The organism is Lentzea sp. NPDC006480 (assembly GCF_040611995.1).
In the GTDB taxonomy this organism is placed as follows: Bacteria; Actinomycetota; Actinomycetes; order Mycobacteriales; family Pseudonocardiaceae; genus Lentzea.
In genome coordinates this window covers 30,296-49,211 of sequence record NZ_JBEXPJ010000053.1, presented here as the reverse complement: position 1 = coordinate 49,211, position 18,916 = coordinate 30,296, and the positions used below count along the sequence as shown (strand labels likewise).

15 protein-coding genes are annotated in these 18,916 nt (G+C 67.4%); 7 read left to right on the top strand and 8 right to left on the bottom strand.

Going from position 1 to position 18,916, the window contains the following annotated elements; translation table 11 throughout:
- A partial coding sequence (locus tag ABZX92_RS21915) for a serine hydrolase domain-containing protein (RefSeq protein WP_355562235.1) occupies positions 1 to 1,005 on the top strand: 1,005 nt, incomplete at its 5' end.
- 51 nt (positions 1,006 to 1,056) lie between these two features.
- Here ABZX92_RS21915 and ABZX92_RS21910 read toward each other — a convergent pair.
- Both ABZX92_RS21910 and ABZX92_RS21905 read right to left on the bottom strand, forming a co-directional pair.
- Entirely contained in the window at positions 1,057 to 2,670 is a 1,614-nt protein-coding gene (locus ABZX92_RS21910; protein ID WP_355562232.1) for a glycosyl hydrolase family 18 protein, read from the bottom strand.
- 172 nt (positions 2,671 to 2,842) lie between these two features.
- Positions 2,843 to 3,667, bottom strand: a complete 825-nt coding sequence (locus ABZX92_RS21905) for a helix-turn-helix transcriptional regulator (protein WP_355562229.1) — start codon at positions 3,665 to 3,667, stop codon at positions 2,843 to 2,845.
- Between the two features lie 122 nt (positions 3,668 to 3,789).
- Between ABZX92_RS21905 and ABZX92_RS21900 the strand changes: the two genes are divergently transcribed.
- On the top strand, positions 3,790 to 4,566 hold the full coding sequence (locus tag ABZX92_RS21900) for an NAD(P)H-dependent oxidoreductase (protein WP_355562226.1): 777 nt from the start codon (positions 3,790 to 3,792) through the stop codon (positions 4,564 to 4,566).
- A 29-nt stretch (positions 4,567 to 4,595) separates the two neighbouring features.
- Here ABZX92_RS21900 and ABZX92_RS21895 read toward each other — a convergent pair whose 3' ends face one another.
- Entirely contained in the window at positions 4,596 to 7,004 is a 2,409-nt protein-coding gene (locus ABZX92_RS21895) for a tetratricopeptide repeat protein (protein ID WP_355562223.1), read from the bottom strand.
- A 204-nt stretch (positions 7,005 to 7,208) separates the two neighbouring features.
- Here ABZX92_RS21895 and ABZX92_RS21890 point away from each other — a divergent pair, with 204 nt between their 5' ends.
- Both ABZX92_RS21890 and ABZX92_RS21885 read left to right on the top strand, forming a co-directional pair.
- Entirely contained in the window at positions 7,209 to 7,922 is a 714-nt protein-coding gene (locus ABZX92_RS21890) for a response regulator transcription factor (protein WP_355562220.1), read from the top strand.
- 138 nt (positions 7,923 to 8,060) lie between these two features.
- Complete coding sequence (locus tag ABZX92_RS21885; protein ID WP_355562217.1) at positions 8,061 to 8,921, top strand: AlkA N-terminal domain-containing protein; 861 nt, start codon at positions 8,061 to 8,063, stop codon at positions 8,919 to 8,921.
- Here ABZX92_RS21885 and ABZX92_RS21880 read toward each other — a convergent pair.
- A complete protein-coding gene (locus tag ABZX92_RS21880; protein WP_355562214.1) occupies positions 8,827 to 9,777 on the bottom strand; it encodes a serine/threonine-protein kinase in 951 nt (316 codons plus the stop codon). The two genes, ABZX92_RS21885 and ABZX92_RS21880, sit on opposite strands and share 95 nt — an antisense overlap.
- A gap of 16 nt (positions 9,778 to 9,793) precedes the next feature.
- The gene (locus tag ABZX92_RS21875; protein ID WP_355562211.1) at positions 9,794 to 11,176 is read right to left on the bottom strand and encodes an N-6 DNA methylase; all 1,383 of its coding nucleotides are present in this window, start codon (positions 11,174 to 11,176) and stop codon (positions 9,794 to 9,796) included.
- Positions 11,177 to 11,228: 52 nt separating this feature from the next.
- On the opposite strand from ABZX92_RS21875, the gene ABZX92_RS21870 reads away from it, so the two are divergent.
- Positions 11,229 to 11,924, top strand: a complete 696-nt coding sequence (locus tag ABZX92_RS21870) for a protein phosphatase 2C domain-containing protein (protein ID WP_355562208.1) — start codon at positions 11,229 to 11,231, stop codon at positions 11,922 to 11,924.
- A gap of 60 nt (positions 11,925 to 11,984) precedes the next feature.
- Here the strand turns inward: ABZX92_RS21870 and ABZX92_RS21865 are convergent, their stop codons facing one another.
- The 3 genes from ABZX92_RS21865 to ABZX92_RS21855 form a co-directional block, all read right to left on the bottom strand.
- The gene (locus ABZX92_RS21865) at positions 11,985 to 13,763 is read right to left on the bottom strand and encodes an alpha/beta hydrolase (RefSeq protein ID WP_355562205.1); all 1,779 of its coding nucleotides are present in this window, start codon (positions 13,761 to 13,763) and stop codon (positions 11,985 to 11,987) included.
- Positions 13,764 to 13,940: 177 nt separating this feature from the next.
- Positions 13,941 to 14,831 (bottom strand): helix-turn-helix transcriptional regulator, encoded by an 891-nt coding sequence (locus ABZX92_RS21860; protein WP_355562203.1) that lies wholly within the window; start codon positions 14,829 to 14,831, stop codon positions 13,941 to 13,943.
- Positions 14,832 to 14,867: 36 nt separating this feature from the next.
- A complete protein-coding gene (locus tag ABZX92_RS21855; protein ID WP_355562201.1) occupies positions 14,868 to 15,689 on the bottom strand; it encodes an oxidoreductase in 822 nt (273 codons plus the stop codon).
- A 137-nt stretch (positions 15,690 to 15,826) separates the two neighbouring features.
- Here ABZX92_RS21855 and ABZX92_RS21850 point away from each other — a divergent pair, with 137 nt between their 5' ends.
- Positions 15,827 to 16,354 carry a TetR family transcriptional regulator gene (locus ABZX92_RS21850; RefSeq protein WP_355562198.1) on the top strand — a complete coding sequence of 176 codons (528 nt, stop codon included), beginning with the start codon at positions 15,827 to 15,829 and terminating at the stop codon, positions 16,352 to 16,354.
- A 629-nt stretch (positions 16,355 to 16,983) separates the two neighbouring features.
- Complete coding sequence (locus ABZX92_RS21845; RefSeq protein ID WP_355562195.1) at positions 16,984 to 18,915, top strand: NB-ARC domain-containing protein; 1,932 nt, start codon at positions 16,984 to 16,986, stop codon at positions 18,913 to 18,915.
- Position 18,916 lies beyond the last annotated feature (1 nt).

Sequence of the window (18,916 nt, the reverse complement as noted above, 5' to 3'; positions counted from 1 at the left end):
GCACCGGCGGTGGCGGGGCAACGGGAGGCCGTGCAACAGATCCTCGACAAGCTCACCACGGACGGCGGCGCACTCGGAGTCCAGACGCGGATCACCGGCCTCGGCACCTTCCGGTCGGGCATCGCCGAACATGGATCCCGCAAACCCGTGCCGTACCACGGAACTTTCCGCATCGGCAGCAACACCAAGCCGTTCGTGTCCACAGTGGCGTTGCAGCTGGCGGGCGAGGGCAAGATCGGCCTGGACGAGCCGGTGGACCGCTACCTGCCCGGACTGGTCGACCAGCGCATCACCGTCCGCCAGTTGTTGCAGCACACCAGTGGCCTCTTCGACTACACCGAAGCGCTGCCGCTCGACCCGGCCGGTTTCCCGTCCATCCGCTACAAGTCGTGGGACCCGCTCGAACTGGTCAAGATCTCCACCGGCCGCCCGCTCGGCTTCGAGCCCGGCGCACAACACAGCTACTCCAACACCAACTACGTCGTGATCGGCCTGCTGATCGAGAAGATCACCGGCAGGCCGTACGCGAAGGCGGTCGAGCAGCGGATCCTGAAGCCGTTGCGGCTGAACGACACCGTGCTGCCCGGCAACTCAGTGGACCTCCCGGGCCCACACGCCCACGGCTACTACCCGGACGCCGACGGCAAGCCGACCGACGTCACGCGCCTCAACCCGTCGTGGGGCTGGGCCGCGGGGGAGATGATCTCGACGACCCGCGACCTGGACACGTTCCTGAACGCGCTGCTCGGCGGCAAGCTGCTCAAACCCGCTCAGCAGCAGGAGCTGACCAGAACCACTGCCGCAAGCCCGGACTACGGCCTGGGGGTCTCCGTCGCCCAGTTGTCGTGCACCACGATCTACGGCCACGACGGCTTGATCCACGGTTACGCGACGATGATGGTCGGCACGCAGGACAAGCGCGTGACGCTCTCCATCACGCAGGCCGCGAACGGCGGCACTCCGGGCGACGCCGCTTTCCGGTTGCTGGAGAAGGTGTACTGCTGAAAACAAAAGGGGAGCTGGGTTGACCCAGCTCCCCTCCCGGCGTTTCGAGGATCAGCCGAGGCCGCTCCTCATCGCGGAAACCAACTCACCGTTCGAGGTGTCTCCGGACATCTCCCAGAAGAAGGCGCCACCGAGACCCTGGTTCTTCGCGTAGGTCATCTTTCCGCCGATGGTGGCCGGGGTGTCGTAGCTCCACCACTGGTCACCGCACTTGGCGTAAGCCGTGCCCGCGACCGTGCCGTTGGCCGGGCACGACGTCTTGAGCACCTTGTAGTTCTGGATGCCCGGCTCGATGCCAGGCGCGGCACCGGTCGCCGTGCCGCCAGGAGCCGACTGCGTGACGCCGGACCAGCCGCGGCCGTAGAAACCGATGCCCAGCAGCAACTTGGACGACGGAACGCCCTTGCTCTTCAGCTTCTGGATCGCGTTGTCCGAGTAGAAGCCCGCGGTCGGGATGCCGCTGTAGTTCGTCAGCGGCGAGTGCGGAGCCGTCGGACCCTGGGCCGCCCACGCGCCGAAGTAGTCGTACGTCATGACGTTGTACCAGTTCACGTACTGCGCGGCGCCGCCGTAGTTCGCGGCGTCGATCTTGCCGCCGGACGTGCCGTCGGCCGTGATGGCCGAGGTCACCAGGAAGCTCTGGCCGAACTTGTTGCGCAGCGCGCGCATCAGGTTCACGTACGCCTCCGAGCCGCTGGTGTCGCAGCTCAGACCGCAGGCGTTGGGGTACTCCCAGTCGATGTCGATGCCGTCGAACAGGCCGTTCCAGCGCGAGTCCTTCAGCAGGTTGTAGCAGGACTGCGCGAACGCGTCCGGGTTCTGCGCGGCCTGGCCGAAGCCACCGGACCAGGTCCAGCCGCCGAACGAGTACAGCACCTTGAGGTTCGGGTACTTCTTCTTCAGCTTGATCAGCTGGTTGAAGGCACCGCGCACCGGCGCGTCCCACACGTCCGCGACACCGTCGACCGACTCGGCCGCCGTGTACGACTTCTCGATCGCCGGGAACGACTCGCCGATCGCGCACTGCCCGTTCGTCACGTTGCCGAACGAGTAGTTGATGTGCGTGATCTTCGAAGCGGTACCGGACGTGTCGATGTTCTTGGGCAGGTAGTTCGTGGCGGGGTAGGTGCCCCACTCGGTGAAGTAGCCGAGGGTGGTCTTGCCCGCGGGCGGCGGCGGACCAGTCGTGGTCGTCGTCGTGGTGGTCGTGGTCGTCGTGGTGGTGCTGGTCGTGGTGGTCGTCGTCGGGTTGGTCCCGCCCGACTCGCACGAGCCGCCGTTCAGCTTGCAGTTCGTGGGCGCGGCGAACGTGCCGGAGTACGCGCCGTTGAACCCGAAGCTCACCGACTGGCCGACACCGACGTTGCCGTTCCAGGTGTTCTTGACCGTGACGACCTGGCCGGACGTGGTGTACGAGCCGTCCCAGAGCGAGGTGACGCGGTGGTTCGCGGGCATCGTGAACTCGACAGTCCACGACGTCAGGGCCGCCGTGCTGTTGTTCGTGATCGTGTACTTGCCCTCGAAGCCCGTTCCCCAGTCAGAACCCTTGGAGAACGTGGCGGACACGCCACCGGCACCGCTAGCAGCGGGGACGACGACGATACCGAGGACCATCGCGGCGACGGCCGCGAAGAGAGCAGCAAGATGCCATCGGAACTTGGACATCGGTCTCCTCAGTCGCAGGGGGTACCGGAACGATGTGGTTTAGACCACTCGAAGGTCAAGGTCTAGACCTCTGCCGTCACTCGAATGGAGCAGTCCGAAAACGGTTGTAAGACGATGACTGTCCAGTCATTGTCTATTTGGTTAACCATTGGCGGCTCTGCGAGACGACGGCCTAACTTTGTTCCGTGCCAAAGCGTTCGTTCGCGGTGTAGCTCGCGAGGAGGCGCAGTCCGTCCGCGGAGGGGCTGCCTGGGGTCGCGGACAGCACCAGCAGCTCCATTCCGGACTCGGACGGGAGAGAGAAGTTCTCCTGGTGCAGCTCGAGCAGGCCGACCAGCGGGTGCTGGTAAGTCTTGGGGCCATGTGCACGGGCGCGTACGTCCGCGCGTGCCCAGAGGCGGCGGAAGCGTTCGCTGCCCATCGCCAGCTCGCCGATGAGCGAGGCCAGCCGGGGGTCGTCCGGGTACTTCCCGGCGGCCAGGCGCAGGTGCCCGACCACGTCGAGCGTGCACTGCTCCCAGCCCGCGTAGAGGTCGGTCTCCTCCAGGAAGATGTGCCGGGCGGTGTTCATGCCCTGCAACGGCCGGCCGTAGAGCAGCTCGGCGAGGTGGTTGCCCGCGAGCACGTCCATGCGGTGGTTCATGATCAGCGCGGCCGCGTCGGCGACCAGGTCGAGCATGCGCAGCAGCTCCGGCCGGATCCGTCCGCTCACGGCCTTCGTGGTGCGACGACGCTGCCCGGCGAGCCGGCAGAGGTGGTCGCGTTCGGTCTCGTCGAGGTCCAGCACGCGGGCGAGCGCGTCGAGGACCTGCTCGGAGGGCTGGGTCGCTCGGCCCTGTTCCAGGCGCACGTAGTAGTCGACGCTCACCCCGGACAGGTGCGCGATCTCCTCGCGGCGCAACCCTTCGACGCGGCGGTGCCGGTCGGTGGGGATGCCGACGGACGCCGGGTCGATCCGGGAACGCCGAAGCCGCAGGAAGCCCGCCAGATCGTCCACCTCTCCAGTATGGGGTCGGCGGCGCGGGTGAGGGTGGTCCTGCTGGTACCAGGAAGTCCAGTCCCTGAACGACGACGGCAGCGCCGTCCAGGATCGGAAGTACCTGATCCGAAGGAGTTCTTGTGAAGACGCTGATCGTCTACGCCCACCCGGACCCGAAATCGCTCAACGGCACGCTGAAGGACCTCGCGGTGTCCACATTGGAGGGCGCGGGACACGAGGTGCGGGTGAGCGATCTCCACGCGATGAACTGGAAGGCCGTCGTGGACGCGGAGGACTACGGGCCCGACGCGTCGAGTCCGCTGAAGGTCGCCGCGGACTCCGGCCGCGCCTTCGAGGCCGGGACGCTCACCGCGGACGTGCGAGCCGAGCAGGAGAAGCTGCTCTGGGCCGACACGATCATCTTCCAGTTCCCGCTGTGGTGGTACACGATGCCCGCGATCATGAAGGGCTGGGTCGACCGGGTGTTCACCCACCGCTTCGCGTACGGCGTCGGCGAGCACAGCGCCACCAGGTACGGCGCGCGCTTCGGTGAAGGCACGCTCGCGGGCCGGCGGGCTCTGTTGTCGGTGACCGCGGGTGGTCCGGAGTCGCACTACGCCGCTCGCGGGATCAACGGGCCGATGGAGGATCTGTTGTTCCCGATCCACCACGGCATCCTCTACCACCCCGGCATCGAGGTGTTGCCGCCGTTCGTGCTGTACCGCGTCGACAAGATGACCGGCGAGGACTTCGCGGACGCTGCCAAGGCCTGGGAACAGCGGCTGCTCACCCTGGAGTCGACCGAGCCGATCGCGTTCCGCCGGCAGAACTTCGGTGACTACGAGATGCCCTCGCTGCACCTGAAGGAGGGGCTGGAGCCCGCGGGTCGCACGGGGTTCGGGCTGCACGTGCGCTGACTGTCAACTGTGAGTAAACCTTTACACAATCAGCCGATTGCCCTTTCGGCTCCCCAGGCAGCGATGTCCTCCCGGCTCTGCAGCCCCAGCTTCTCGCGCAGCCGCAGCAGCCGGGAGGCCACGGTCCGCACGGACACGCCCAGCCGGTTCGCGATCTGCTGGTTGGTCAGACCCGTGGCCAGCAACGCGATCACGCGGCGCTCGTGGTCGTCCAACGAGTCGTGCGCGGCCTCCGTGCGGTCGAGCCACACCTCGTCTTGGATGAACGCCTCGGTCTCCGTCGCGGTCAACGGCGTGGAAGCAGCCTCCGCGCGCGCGACAGGGAGCATCAGCCGTGCGGTGCGCATGGCCCCGGCGACCTTCTCCGCCCAGAACGGATCCGGTACAACCCCGACTGATCGCCTTAATGCCCGTCCGGTCGCTTCTAGTCGTAGCGCGCGCTCGGCCTGACCGCGCATCAACGCCACCACGGCCAGTCCTTCGAGGGCGTCCGGCGCGGACAACGGGTTGATGCCGTCCATCCGCAGTGCTTCCTGGAAGGCGTGCGTCGACTCGTCGAGGTCGCCCTGCACCAACGCGACGACGCCGCGTGTGTTCAGTGCGGAGGCGATGCGTGCGGGAACGCCCGACGCGCGCGAGATCGGCAACGCCTTCATGACGGCCTTCTCGGCGCGTTCGTGCTTACCGAGCGACAACGCCGTACGGGCCAAGTCCACCAAGCAGGTCGCACGGGCCAGAGGCTCGCCCAGCAGTTCGGCGACCCGCAGGCACTCGGTGTTGTTCTCGTCCGATGCCTCCCACTCGCCGGACGACTGTTGCACCGCGGCCAAGGTGCTGCGGCAGCTCATCGCCAGCGCCGGTTGCCCCAACGGGCGCACCAGCCGGGAAGCCTCACCGGACAGCTCGATCGCCTCGTCGTGATCACCCTGCTCGGCGGCGAACCTGGCCGCGTGGTTCAGCGCCACGCAGCGGTAGTCGTCCCTTGTGGACGGTCGGCGCAACGCATCCCGCAGCAGTACCCGAGCCTGCCCGAGCCGGCCCCTGCGAGCCGCGCAGTCGGCCAGGGCGGAAGTCAGCAGCAGCAACCGTTCGTCAGCGCGCTCGGCAGCCCATTCGACCGTGCCCAGCAGGCTGTCGACGTGGTTGTCGAGCTTGTCCTGCACCTCGAACGGCACCGACAGCGGCTGGGTGATCAGCACGTCCGACAGGTCCGTGAACCACCGGGCCAGCGCCTCGAAGGCCACGTCCAGCTCGCCCGCCGCCACCAGCTTCTCCCTGGCGTGCAAGCGAATCGACTCCAGCTGCCGGAACCGGGTCGTGCCGGGGATGGCGGTGAGCAACGACTTGGCCTGCAGCCGGGACAACACGTCCAGCACGGGCTCGGCCGACCGTTCGGAGGAGCAGACCTCGGTGGCCGCGCCCAGGTCGAAGCCGCCGTCGAACACCGACAGCCGGCGCAACGCGAACTGCTCGTCCGGCTGCAACAACTGGTAGCTCCAGTCGATCGCCTCGCGCAACGAACGCTGGCGTGACGGCGACTTCCGGCAGCCCAGCGTCAGCAGTTCGAGCGGCTCGTCCATCCGGTCGCAGATGTCCGCGACGGGCAGCAACTGCACCCACCGCGCGGCGAGCTCGATCGCGAGCGGCATGCCCTCCAGCCGGGCGCACAGCAACGCGACGGCAGCGGTGTTCGAAGGCGTCAACCGGAAGTCGGGCTTGCGCTCGCGGGCCCGGTCCACGAACAGCTTCACGGCCTCGGAGCGCGGCGCGGCGGTCGTCACCAGGTCGCGGTCGGTGGAAGGCACCGGCAGACCCTCGACCTGGAAGCTCACCTCACCCGTGATCCACAGGGCTTCCCGCGACGTCGCGAGCACCCGCACACCGGGGCAGCGGTTCAGCAACAGGTCCGTCAGCTCCGCGCACGTGTCGAGCAGGTGTTCGCAGTTGTCGAGGACCACGACCACTTTCATGTTCACGAGCGTTTCCAGGACCGTGTCGCGCAACGGCTCGTCCGACTCCGCGACGACACCCAGCGCGTTCGCGACCGCGGGCAGGACGTCGGCGGGACTGACGACCTCGCCGAGCTCGACGAGGAGCACCCTGTCCGTTCTCCCGCGCCGCAACCGGCCCGCGGCCTCCAGCGCCAGCCGGGTCTTACCCGCACCCGCACTGCCCACGAGCGTAACGAGACGGTGCCGGCGCATGAGCTGGTCGAGCTTCGACAGCTCGGGCTGCCGGCCGATGAACGTGTCGCGCGCGGCGGGCAGGTTCGAGAGCACTCTCAAGTTCCTGCTGCTCACCGGCACCGGCGGCGCAACGGTCGCGCGACGCCGGTAAGCCCTTTGGCGGCAGGCGTTGGAGCAGTAGGACCTGCGCTGCTCGGAGGTGGCCGGAGGCAGCGTGCCGTCGCACAGGGCGCAACGTCCGGTGCTGGTCATCGGGTCCTCTCCTCCAGCCGTAACGGCAGGCCGTCCCTGTCTCGGTCCGGCAACAGCGCAGGTCGTGGGTGGTGACCTGCCGTGTGCAACCCGTTACACGTCGATGCGCGCGAGACGGTTCGCACTCTGCTCGTTATGCCTACCTTCCCGAGACCCTCGTTCGGGAACAAACTGGTGACTGGTCCGGTCTGACAGGGAGTGCGCATGACGTTGACAACCAGCACCTCGTGGGCGAGCACAGGTCTGCAACTGGTGGACAAGCCGCGCACGATCACCGTTGGCATCGCTGACGACGAGGTTCTGATCCGCACCGGAGTCCGCGGCGTGCTGGAGCGTTCCGGCAACGTGGTGGTGGTCGGCGAGGCGGGTGACGGCAGCGGTGCCGTCGAGCTCGCGCGGCGCCACCGTCCGCAGGTGCTGCTGATGGACGCCGCGATGCCCGGCATGGAGGGCCTCGGGGCGGTGCGCATGGTGCGCAGGCACGTGCCGGGGACGCAGGTGATCATGCTGTGCACCCAGCAGACCGAGGAGATGTTGTTCCCGGCGTTGCGCGCCGGCGCGGCGGGGTTCCTGTTCAAGAACGGCGAACCCGACGCTCTGGTCAACGCGGTGCGCGTGGTGGCCGCGGGCGAGGCGATCCTGTCGCCGTCCGCGACGCGGGCGCTCGTCGACCACTTCACGGGTGCCGACTCGGAACGACGTGATGCCGCGCGCAGCCGCATCAGCCTGCTCACCCGGCGGGAGCAGGAGGTGCTGGTGTACCTCGCGCAGGGCATGGCTAACGCGCGCATCGCAAGGCTCATGTACCTCTCAGAAGGGGCGATCAAGGCCCACGTCAGCCGACTGCTGACGAAACTGCGGTGCGACAACCGCGTCCAGGCCGCTCTCATCGCACGCGACGCCGCCCTTCCCTGCTGAACTGGCTGCTGCAACGGCGCAGCAGCCAGACTAGCCACGAGAGATCGTGTCGCGAAGCAGGTCACCCGGTTGGCCCCGTCCAGAGTGATGTCCTTTTCCCGCCAGCGTCTCGGTTGGAATGGCGTCATGCTGGTGCGCATGCGCTTGGACACGTTCACGGAACGCTTGCCGTTCAAGGCACCTCTCTGCCCGTCCAACCTGTTCGGTCACTTGATCGCCACCGCCGTTCCCGGTGTCGAGGAGTGGCGGGACGGCGTGTACCGGCGCTCATTGCGACTGCCTTTCGGTTGCGGGATCGCGGCTTTGCGGCCCTTGACCGATCACGTCGCGTGCACTTTGGAGCTTTCCGATCCGCGGGATTTGAGTACTGCTCTAGACCTCTGCCGGTTTCTGCTCGACCTCGACGTCGATCCGGTCGTCGTCGACAGTGCGTTGTCTTCTGACCCGTTGTTGGCACAACTGGTGTTGCGGGCGCCAGGACGCCGTGTCCCGCGCACGGTGGACGGTGCGGAGTTCGCGATCCGGGCGGTACTGGGTCAGCAGGTGTCCACGAAGGCCGCGCGCACGCACGCCGCCCGTCTCGTCGCGCGTTACGGCACACCGGTCGGGGACTTGTTCCTGTTCCCGCTGGAGTTCGACGTGGCAGCGCTGGCGATGCCGGAGTCGCGCCGCCGCACGATGGCGGCTCTGCTGGAGGCGTTCCAGTCCGGTTTGGACCTGTCTCCGTCGACTGATCGGGCGGTCGCGCGCGAGTGGCTGACAACGCTACCGGGCTTCGGCCCGTGGACTGTGGAATCGATTGCGATGAGGTCGCTGGGCGACCCGGACGCGTTCCTGCCGACCGATCTTGGAATTCGATTGGCGGCCAAGGCTTTGGGCCTGCCGTCGACGCCTGGAGCGTTGGTCAGGCACTCGGAGGTGTGGCGGCCTTGGCGGGCATATGCGGTGCAGCACCTGTGGGCGACCGGTGATCACGAGGTGAACCGGATCCCGGCCTGAGCTGCACGCTCGCGTACATCGCCGCGGTCGACGGGTTCTGCACGAAACCGGGCAATGGCGGCGGATCCTGGGCAAACCGTTGCAAATCAACGAAAACGTCCAGTGCGGTCGCGGGCCGGTCCGCGGGATCCTTGGCCAGCAACCGCTGCACCACCGGGTCGAGAGCGCTGCCGGTGCTCGGCGGCGGTTCCTTCACGTGCTTGTCGAACACCGCGTACGCCGTCGGGCCGGTGAAGAGTTGTTCGCCGGTCAGCATCTCGTGCAGCACGCAGCCCAGCGCGTAGAGGTCGCTGCGCGGTTCGGCGGTGCCGCGCTGGATCTGCTCGGGCGCCATGTAGGAGGGCGTGCCGAGGATCTGGCCGGCCCGGCTGAACGGGGCGACGTCGCTCTCCTTCAGCAGCGCGAGGCCGAAGTCGAGCACCTTCACCGCGCCGTCCGGGCAGAGCATCAGGTTGGTGGGCTTGAGATCCCGGTGGCAGATGCCGTTCTCGTGCGCCTCGGTGAGGACCGCGGCCGTCTGCGCCGCGATGTTCGCCGCCCAGGCCTGCGGGAGCGGGCCGAACTCGTGCACCAGGTCGGCGACCGTGACGCCGTCGACGAACTGCATGACCTGGAAGAGGCGCTGGTCGTACGTCCCGAAGTCGTACAGGACCGGGACTCCGGGGTGCTCCAGCCTGGCGACGATCCTCGCCTCGCGCGCGAACCGCTGCTGCACCTCGTCGTCGCTGCCCGGCAGCCGCAGCAGCTTGACCGCGACCCGGCGGTCCAGGCGCAGGTCCCGGCCCTGGTGCACGGCACCCATGCCGCCCCGCCCCAGTGGCAGGTCGTCGATCTCGTAGCGGTCGGCGATCAGCACGTGCGAAGCCTAACCGTCACGCCGGGCCGATCTGTCCGCCCAGCAGGCCCGCGTACCCGAGCCGGACGAGGCCGGCAGCTTCCTGGAGGCCTTCTTCGAGTGCTTTGAGCTGCTTGAACGCCTGTCCGTACCGTCGTTGTTCGTGGATCGGCAGCGACGGCACCTGCGTCCGGCGCACGTCCAGGCGCGTGGATCCGCTGGGGGTGCGAGCGAACGCGGCGCGCAGCACACCTTCGAGGAAGTCCGGGTCGAGCCGGTCCGGGTCGATCTCGTACCCGGCGCCGGTGGGGGAGACGACGACGTGGGTGCCGGGTGCGGTGCGGATCAGCTCGCCGATCGTGGTCATCGGTGGCGGTGCCTGCTCGCGCAGCTCGGGAAGGCTCGGGACGGCGAAGGCCGGCTGCTGGGCCAGGTAGGCGGTGGCGTCGGTGCGGCTGTGCCGGGCGGGGCTGAGGTCGACGTCGTCGTCCAGCAGGTCGATGACGCGGGTGTTCGGCTCGATCGGACCGAAGGATTCGAGCAGCGCGATCTGCTCGGGCACGCGGCCGATCGGATTTCGCAGCAGCCACAGGTCGCGGCCCGGCTGCACGGTGATCACCGCGCGGATCGCCCCGGCCCGCAACAGGTTCCCGCGGATGCGCTTGCCGGGCCTGCGCGCCGCCGCGGCCGACGGGAGCAGCACCGCGACCTGTCCGCCGGGCTTCGTCAGCGACAGGCAGTGCTGCAACCAGGCCAGTTCCGGCTCGCCGCGCGGTGGCAACCCGTACGTCCACCTGGCGTCACCGACCAGCTCCTCGTGGCCCCAAGTCCGGTCGTGCCACGGCGGATCGCACAGCACCGCGTCCGCCTTCTGGTCGATCCCGTTGTGCCGCAAGGAGTCTCCGGTGATGATCTGCGCCCTGGGCAGCCGGCGCCGCGCGATGACCGCCGACACCGGGTCGAGCTCCTGCCCGATCTTGTCGCGCGCTCTCGACGCCATCAGCAGGTTGCCGGTTCCGCACGCCGGATCGATCACCGTGTCGCCGTCGACAGTGGCCACGACGAGCTCGACGACCTCGGGCGGGGTCGGGTTGAGCAGCCGCGAGTGGGCTTCGAGGTAGCGCTCGTGCAGGAACTCGAACGTCTTCGCGTCCGTTTGAACGTTCGCGAGCGCTTCACCGAGCTTGAGGTCGTCGACGGTCCGCAGCTGCGTCCACAGCCGCTCGGCCGGCGACACCCGGAACGGCTTTCCGTTGCGCCGCAGCCATGCCTCGACGTCGCGCAGGAGGTACAACGGACTGGAGGCCGTCCCGCCGACCGGCGCCGGGAAGTCCTCGAACCGCCGCCGCCAGTTGGACACGGCCGCCCGCCCCACGTCGGCGAGGCGAGCGATGTCCCCGGCGTTGACCGTCTCATCCATGTTCACAACCGTATTGCTTGTGAACTCACTTCACAACTGGTGTACTGATCGTATGACACACGAGCTGCGCATCGCCGTGGCGACCGATCCTGGTCTTGTGCGCGAGCACAACGAGGACTCGGTCTACGTCCGCGCGGACCTGCAGGCCGTGGCCGACGGCATGGGCGGCCACGAGCACGGCGAGCTGGCCAGTGCCCTCGCGGTGGACGTCCTGGCGACCTGGCAGGGCGACCTGGGCCCGGCGGTCACCGAGATCGCGCGCAGACTCGACGCCGAGGCCCCGCAGGGCGCCGGCACCACGCTGACCGCCATGCGCTGGGAGGGCCTCGCCTTCCAGCTGGCGCACATCGGCGACTCCCGCGCGTACGTGCTGCGCGAAGGCGAACTCCGCCAGATCTCCCACGACCACACCATGGTCCAGGCTCTGGTCGACGCCGGCCGCATGACGCTGGAAGAGGCCGCGAACCACCCACGCCGTGCGTACGTGCTCAGGGCCCTGCAGTCAGGCAACTCGCACGACCCGGACCTGTCGTGGCACCAGGCCAGGATCGAGGACCGCTACCTGCTCTGCAGTGACGGCCTCACGGACTACACCGATCTGCAGGACGTGCACGACATCCTGCAGTCCACTGAGGACGGAACCGAGGCCGCGTGGCAGCTGATCGCACTGGCGAACGGCAACGGCGGTCCGGACAACATCACCTGCGTGATCACCGACGTGGTCAAGAAGAAGTGGTGGCAACGCTAGGCGCCACAATGGAAACGGCCCTCGGCGCAACGCGCCGAGGGCCGCAGCTCTAAATGGGTGTTACAGGTTGGCCGGCATGCCCGACTCGTCGGCCGGAGCCGTCGAGGACCCGCTCAGCAGGTCCTTGACGATCTTGTTGGCCTCCTTGACCGCCGGCGTGATCATCTTGATCTTGATCTTGCCGTTGGTGAGCTTGCCGCCGACCTCGAAGGTCTTGTCCTCGTTCGGCAGCGGAACTCCCTGGCAGCCGGTGAACTGCTTGCGCGGGGTGGCGCCGGTCTGGAAGTAGAAGGTGATCGGGTCGTCGACGCAGTCCGTGTTGTACGGGAACAGGCCGTGCGAACCCTCGTTGTCGACGCTGATCAGCTTGGCGTTCGGCAGGTACTTCGCGGTGGCGAGGCCGCCCTCGTACGCGGTGGCGGCGTCGAGCTCCGCCTGCGCCATCAGGATGCGCGGGAACGTCTTCTTGTCCGGCGCCGGCTTCGAGTTCTTGGTCTGCCAGTAGGCGCACAGCGGCGTGCTCATGAACGGCGCGATGAACGGCGCGTTCACGGTCAGGTCAGCGAGCCAGTAGTTCCAGTAGTGCAGGTTCTGGTTCCACTGACCGTCCTGGCAGCGGATGGCCTCGAAGGTGGCGTCCCAGGTCTCGACCTCGGCGGCCGCGGTCGTGGCCTTCACCGCGACGCGCTCCTTCTTGGCGATCGCGGCGAGCGCGTTCTGCTTGCCCTTGGCGATGAACGCCTTGTTCTCGTCGGTGAGGCCCTTGGTGGCCAGCATCTTCGAGACGAGCTGCTCGACCTTCTCGGAGTCCGTACCGGTGGCCGGGGCCTTCGAGGCGTCGATCACCGCGGCGACCGCGGAGGCGGCCGTCGGGTACTGGGTGGTGTCGTACATGGACGGGATCACGAACCACGCGACGAACAGCGCCCCGACGAACTCACGGGTGCCGCCGGCCTTCTCCCAGTTGCGGCGGATCTCCATCGGGTCGGTGCCCTCGGCGTACGTGGCGTTGTTGCGCGCCATGTACGGGAGCAGCGCCTCCTGGAACTGGCGGTCGCGCGTGCGCGGCTGCAGGTCCCAGGTGTTCTCCAGCGTCGTCTGCGAGGCGTCGACGGCCGAGTCGAGCAGCATGCGGTGGACCTTGTTCGGGAACACGGTGGCGTACCACGTGCCGAGCCAGGTGCCGTAGGAGTAGCCGATGTACGAGGTCTTCTTCTCGCCGAGCAGGACGCGGATGAAGTCCATGTCGTAGGTGGTCTGCTCGGTGGTGATGAACTGGGTCAGCGGGTTCTCGAGGCAGCCGGCGACCTTCGCCTTGTTCAGCACGTTGACGTCGGTGCTGTTCGGGACGGTGTAGCTGCACTTGAGCGGCGTGGAGAGGCCGACGCCGCGCGGGTCGAAGCCGATGAAGTCGTACTGGCCGGCGAGGACCGGGGCGCGCAGGGCCATCGCCGCGCCCCACGGCAGGCCGGAGCCGCCGGGGCCACCGGGGTTGACCAGCGCGATGCCCTGCCGGCTGGTGCCCTTGTAGGCGGTCTCGGTCTTGGAGACCCGGATGCCGATCGTGTTGCCGTCGGCCGGGTTGTGCCAGTCGCGCGGCACCTGGACGGTCGCGCAGGCGAGACCCTTGACGGTCTTGAACTTCTTGACCGTCTCCTCGGCGACACCGGGGAACGTGCACTCCTCCCAGGTGATCTTCTGGGTGGTCAGCGCGCCCGCGAGCTTGGCCGTGTCCGGGTCCTGGTTCGGCGCCGCGTTCGCCGTCGGCACGAGCACCGCGCTCGTCGCGATCAAGGCTCCCGTCAGTGCGGCCAGCCCGCCTCTGAAGTACTTCCTCAAGGTCGATCCCCTATCTGCCCCCGCACGGCCGAACGAGGCCGCGCTTGCATCAGGGGAGGAAGGGGATTTCTCTCGTTTGACACTCGTGAGCAGTGGCAGAAAGTCGCCATGTCTGAAAACTGTCACGAAAGATGTTCACAGAGTGATGAACGACTCTCATGTTGTGACGTTGGGTGACTAGAGCCAACCTCGGCGTGACGCCTGGACTCCGAGCTGGAACCGCGTCTGGGCACCCAGCAGCTGTTGCAGGCGGCTCACGCGCCGATGCACGGTCCGCTCGCTGATGCCGAGCTCGCGGGCGATCGCCTCGTCCGTCAAACCGGCGCTGAGCAACGCCATCAGCCGCCGCGTCGCCGTCGTCGGCTCCTCGTGGGTGTCCTGCTGACCGCCCGGCGTGATCGACACGGCCATCCGCCAGAACGCCTCGAACAGCTCGATGAGCGCGCTCAGTAGCACGGACGGGTGAATGAGAAGTGCCACGACGTTCCCGCCCGTGACCGTCGGCACCGCGATCAACGCCCGGTCCGAGTCGGCGATCACGAGCTTGAGCGGCACGCCGGGGAAAGCCCGCGCCTGCTCACCCACTGAGATCGACTCCTGCACCGACGCGAACCCGAGCTCGGTCTGCAGCAGCTGGGAGTCGTACACCACCCGGTACCCGATACCTCGCGCCAGCGCCGGAGGCTGCGCGGGACTCGCCTCCGGCTGCGGGCTGAGGTACGAACCGGGATCCAGCGCCCGGATCTCGACCTGGGCCTGGCTCTGCATCTCCTCGAACGCGCTGATCACCTCGTCGGCTTCCTTCAGCACCTCGACGAAGTCGACCTCTTTCGTCTGGTGCTCGGCGTAGGCCCGCGCCAGCATCTCGGCCGTCTCCCTGGCCCGGACGGCCGCGGCCTCGTGGCTCGCCGCGATGGCTGCCAGCGCCGACCGCGGCGGCCGCACGTCGTCATTCCTGACCAGCCCGAGTCGTTCGAGCTCCGCGTGCGCCGCGCCGGGTTCGCTCATCGCACCGCGCAGCATCGCCAGGTACAGCTGCTCGGCTTCCTGCGACAGCCCCTCGTGCACACGACTCCCCTCGGTGGTACTGCCGAAGGTACTTGGTCAGGCCTTCGCGGCGCGTCGCATCGCCCCGAGGAACAAGGCGTCGAACCCGCGGTCCGGCAACACCCTGCGCGCGAACAGGATCGGCCCCGCGCCGAACCCGGCGGCGTACCTCGTCCTCGGCCTGCGCGCCCGCGCGGCCTTCACGATCACGTCCGCGATGACCTTGGGCTCACTGCCGCGGTCGGCCTGCCCGAAGAACGCCGACAGCTGGCGCACCTGCTCCTTGTAAGCGCCCTCGCCGGACCGCTTCTTGAGGTTGTCGACCGCGATGCCGCCCCACTCGGTCTTGATCGCACCGGGCTGGATCACCACGACGTCGATGCCGAACGGCTTCAGCTCCAGCCGCAGCGAGTCGCTCAGCCCCTCCACCGCGAACTTCGTCGAGTGGTACCAGCCGCCGAGCGGCTCGTAGATCTTGCCGCCGATCGACGACACGTTCACGATCCGGCCGCTCTGCTGCCTGCGCATGTGCGGCACGACCAGCTGTACGAGCCGCGCCAGCCCGAACACGTTGACCTCGAACTGGTACTTGCCCTCGCTCAGCGGCACATCCTCGAACGCGCCGTACGACCCGTAGCCGGCGTTGTTGACCAGCAGGTCGATCCGCCCGGTGTCGGCGATGACCTGCTTGACGCCCGCGACCATCGAGTCGTCGTCCGTGACGTCCATCTCCAGCACCCGGACGCCTTGGGCTTTCAGGCCCTCCATCCGCTGCACCCGGCGCGCCGCCGCGTACACGGTGTAGCCGGCTTTCTGCAGCTCAACAGCCGTGGACTCGCCGATTCCCGACGACGCTCCCGTCACCAGTGCGACCTTCATGACCCGTCACTCCTCAACTAACCGGTTGGCTGGACTAACTAACTGTTTGGTTGCTAAGTCCAGGCAACCACGGCCGGAGCTGTCTGTCAACCAACTAGTTGGTTGCTACTACCAACCGGTTGGTTAGAATGCGGAGCGTGGTGAGGGACAAGGAAGCGACCAAGGCCAAGCTGCTGGAAGCAGGGCTCGACGAGTTCGCCGAGTACGGCATCGCCGGCGCGCGCGTCGACCGGATCGCGGCGAAGGCCGGGTGCAACAAAGCGATGATCTACGCCTACTTCGGCAGCAAGGAGGGGCTGTTCGAAGAGTTGCTGAAGATCCAGATCGACCGCATGATCCAGTCGGTCCCCATCACGCCCGACGACCTGCCCGGCTACGCGGGCCGCCTGTTCGACTCGTACCAGGAACAGCCGCAGATCCTCCGGCTGGCGGCCTACCACCGGCTGGAGAACGGCTTCGACGTCGTCCCGGAGGCGGAAGCCGAGGCATACCGGCACAAGATCGAAGCCATCGCGAAAGCCCAGCTGGAGGGTGTGCTCACCGCGGCGTTCGACGCTCTGGAGCTGCTCGACCTGGTCGTGCACATGTCGATACTGGCGTTCAGCACCCCGAACGCGACCCGTGCGCTCGTGGAGAAGGCGGTTCGCAGGCTGATCGCCGAGTAGTGGCGCCGCCCGCCGTGGCTCGGATTCGACGGCCGCGGGGAATTCGCTGGGAGAGTCGGCTTGGGCGCGGCGAAAGCTGTGACAGATCGTGAACGGCCGACCACCGGGTTCCCCCAGACGAGGAACGTTGCGCTCGATAGATAGCTTCCGCATTTATCGGGTCGGCGGCCAAAGCGACTCAAGGTGAACTCGATCTGTCACTCTGCATCCGATGCGGGCTTGTGAGGGTGAGTTCTTCTGTCTCTGCGGGCAAAACGCTAGTAACGCTGTGAACATCGTCAACGACAGTGCAGGCGCGAGCAGGACCGATTCCAGGATGTTGGGTGGACTCCATGCCGTGTAGCCCTCGAATTTCAACCGTCCATTCGGGTGAACTTTGTTACGGAAACGCCGTTTAGGGCACCTGGGAGGGGCTCCGGGTTGGCAAACTGGACGGCGACCTGCATCAGGCCAGGGGGCCTTGCATGACTACGAGCAATGAGATCCACGGCGCAGTGCGCGGTACCTCTATCCAGGCTGGATCCATTGGTGCGTTGACTGTGTATTCACTCGACGACCGGGAATATCGGCCGATGCAGTTGCCTCCTCCGCCGCACGCGTTCGTCGACCGGGCGGAGCCGTTCCGCGTCATGGACAAGGGACTGGCTGAACATGAGGATCGCCCGTCTTTGTTCGTGTTGAGCGGTATGGCAGGTGTGGGCAAGAGTGCCGCCGCGGCGCAATGGGCGCATGCCAACCAGGAGAAATTCGCTGGTGGGGTGCTGTATGCCGATCTGGACAACCATCGGAACCAACGCGGCGTAGGAATCAGTGACGTTGTCGCGATGTTCCTCCGCGCTCTCGGCGTTATCGATTCATACGTTCCGGCCACGGTGATCGAGCGGATCGCGCTGTTCCGCAGCCGCACGGCGGACCGGCCCGTGCTGGTCGTTCTGGACGGAGTCGACGAGCCCGCGCAGGTGCGTTCCGTGGTGCCTTCGGCGAACGGCAGCGTTGTCGTCGCCACGACCCGGCGGCGGCTGGCCGGGCTGACCATCGATGGCGCCGAGTTCATCGAACTGACGCCGCTGGACATCGAGGACAGCGCCCAGCTGATGACGGGAATGATCGCGCCGAGCCGGATCGAGGCAGACCGCGGCGCGTTCGGGCAGCTCGTCGGCCTGTGCGAAGGGCTGCCGCTGGCGTTGAGGGTCGCGGGTGCCGGGCTCACGCACCACCGGCGATGGCCGGTTTCGAGGTTCGTCCAGCATCTGTCCGACGATCGGGAACGGTTGTCCAGACTGGCGTTCGAGGGGGCGGGCGGTTCCGTGGCGAAGACTTTCGACACCGCGTACGAAGATCTTCCGGACGACGCCAGGCAGATCTACCTCCAACTCGGGTTGCATCCGGGCCCGCACTTCTCCGTCGCGCTCGCGGCCGCCGCCGCGGGTATCGCGGAACCTGACGCGGAGAGCATGCTGGAGTCGTTGTGCGCGGCGAATCTGCTGGAGGAGATCGAGGAAGACCGGTTTCGCTTTCATCAGTTGCTCGCACTCCACGCCCACAGCCGCGCGGAGCGGGACCTCTCCACGGCGGCGACCGACGAAGTCCGGCGGCGGATGGTGGACCACTACGCCTCAGGTGCCGCCGCGGCGGACGTGGCCGTGCTGGGCGGCCGATGGCGTTTGGCCGAACCAGATCTCAGCCGGTGGCCGGTCAGGTTCGACTCGGCAACGGCGATGGCGTGGTTCACGGCGGAACGTCCCAATCTGCTCGCTGCCATGCGAGTCTCCGCCGACCGCGGCTGGCACGAGGTCGTCTGGCGACTGTGCGATTCCCTTTGGGCTTTCTTCCACTCCGCCAAGCACTACGCGGACTGGATAGACGCTCATCGCCTCGGCGTGGTCGCGGCGCAATTGAGTGGAAATCCGCTGGCCGAGATTCATCTGAGAAACAGGCTCGTGCGCGCACACATCGAGATGCGCGATCTCGCTTTGGCAGCAGAACAACTCGACGAGGCCGCCGCGCTGCCGTCCGACGAACGTGCGGCCGCTGTGCTGATGGAGTCACGGGGCCTGCTCTACCGGGAACAGCACCGCTATTCCGAAGCCGTCGACGTCTTTCGCGCACTTGTGACACGGCAACGTGCGACTGGAGACCACCGCGCCTTCGTCCTACAGTCATACCAACTGGGTGATGTGCTGGTCAGGTCGAAGAACGCGGCTCAAGCGGTGCCTGTGCTGAACGATGCGTTGCGCGAGATGCCCAAGCTGCGCAACGAACAACTCGTCGAGGCACGAGTCCGCATAGCGCTCGGCACCGCCTACAGCCATCTGCGCCAGTACAAAGAGGCTCGGCGTGAACTCCAGTTCGCCGTCGATGTCACCCACGCGTGCAGGCAGCACGCCAAGGAGGCGCAGGCACTCGAGGAGCTCGTCGAGCTTGCGCAGGCAGTGAGCGACGGTCCACTCTTCACCTCGGCCGCTGAGCGGCTCGTGCGGCTGTACGAGGCGGCGGGCAACCCGCGCAGTGCGCTGGTCCGCGGGTGGCTTCAGCAGGGCAGGCGCACCGACGACGGCTGAG

What these genes read in the sequence shown, in the direction of transcription:
- ABZX92_RS21885 (WP_355562217.1), top strand. Translation starts at nt 8,061, where the DNA reads ATGCGCTTGGACACGTTCACGGAACGCTTGCCGTTCAAGGCACCTCTC.
- ABZX92_RS21875 (WP_355562211.1), bottom strand. Translation starts at nt 11,176, where the DNA reads ATGGATGAGACGGTCAACGCCGGGGACATCGCTCGCCTCGCCGACGTG.
- ABZX92_RS21870 (WP_355562208.1), top strand. Translation starts at nt 11,229, where the DNA reads ATGACACACGAGCTGCGCATCGCCGTGGCGACCGATCCTGGTCTTGTG.
- ABZX92_RS21845 (WP_355562195.1), top strand. Translation starts at nt 16,984, where the DNA reads ATGGACAAGGGACTGGCTGAACATGAGGATCGCCCGTCTTTGTTCGTG.
- ABZX92_RS21890 (WP_355562220.1), top strand. Translation starts at nt 7,209, where the DNA reads ATGACGTTGACAACCAGCACCTCGTGGGCGAGCACAGGTCTGCAACTG.
- ABZX92_RS21855 (WP_355562201.1), bottom strand. Translation starts at nt 15,689, where the DNA reads ATGAAGGTCGCACTGGTGACGGGAGCGTCGTCGGGAATCGGCGAGTCC.
- ABZX92_RS21895 (WP_355562223.1), bottom strand. Translation starts at nt 7,004, where the DNA reads ATGACCAGCACCGGACGTTGCGCCCTGTGCGACGGCACGCTGCCTCCG.
- ABZX92_RS21910 (WP_355562232.1), bottom strand. Translation starts at nt 2,670, where the DNA reads ATGTCCAAGTTCCGATGGCATCTTGCTGCTCTCTTCGCGGCCGTCGCC.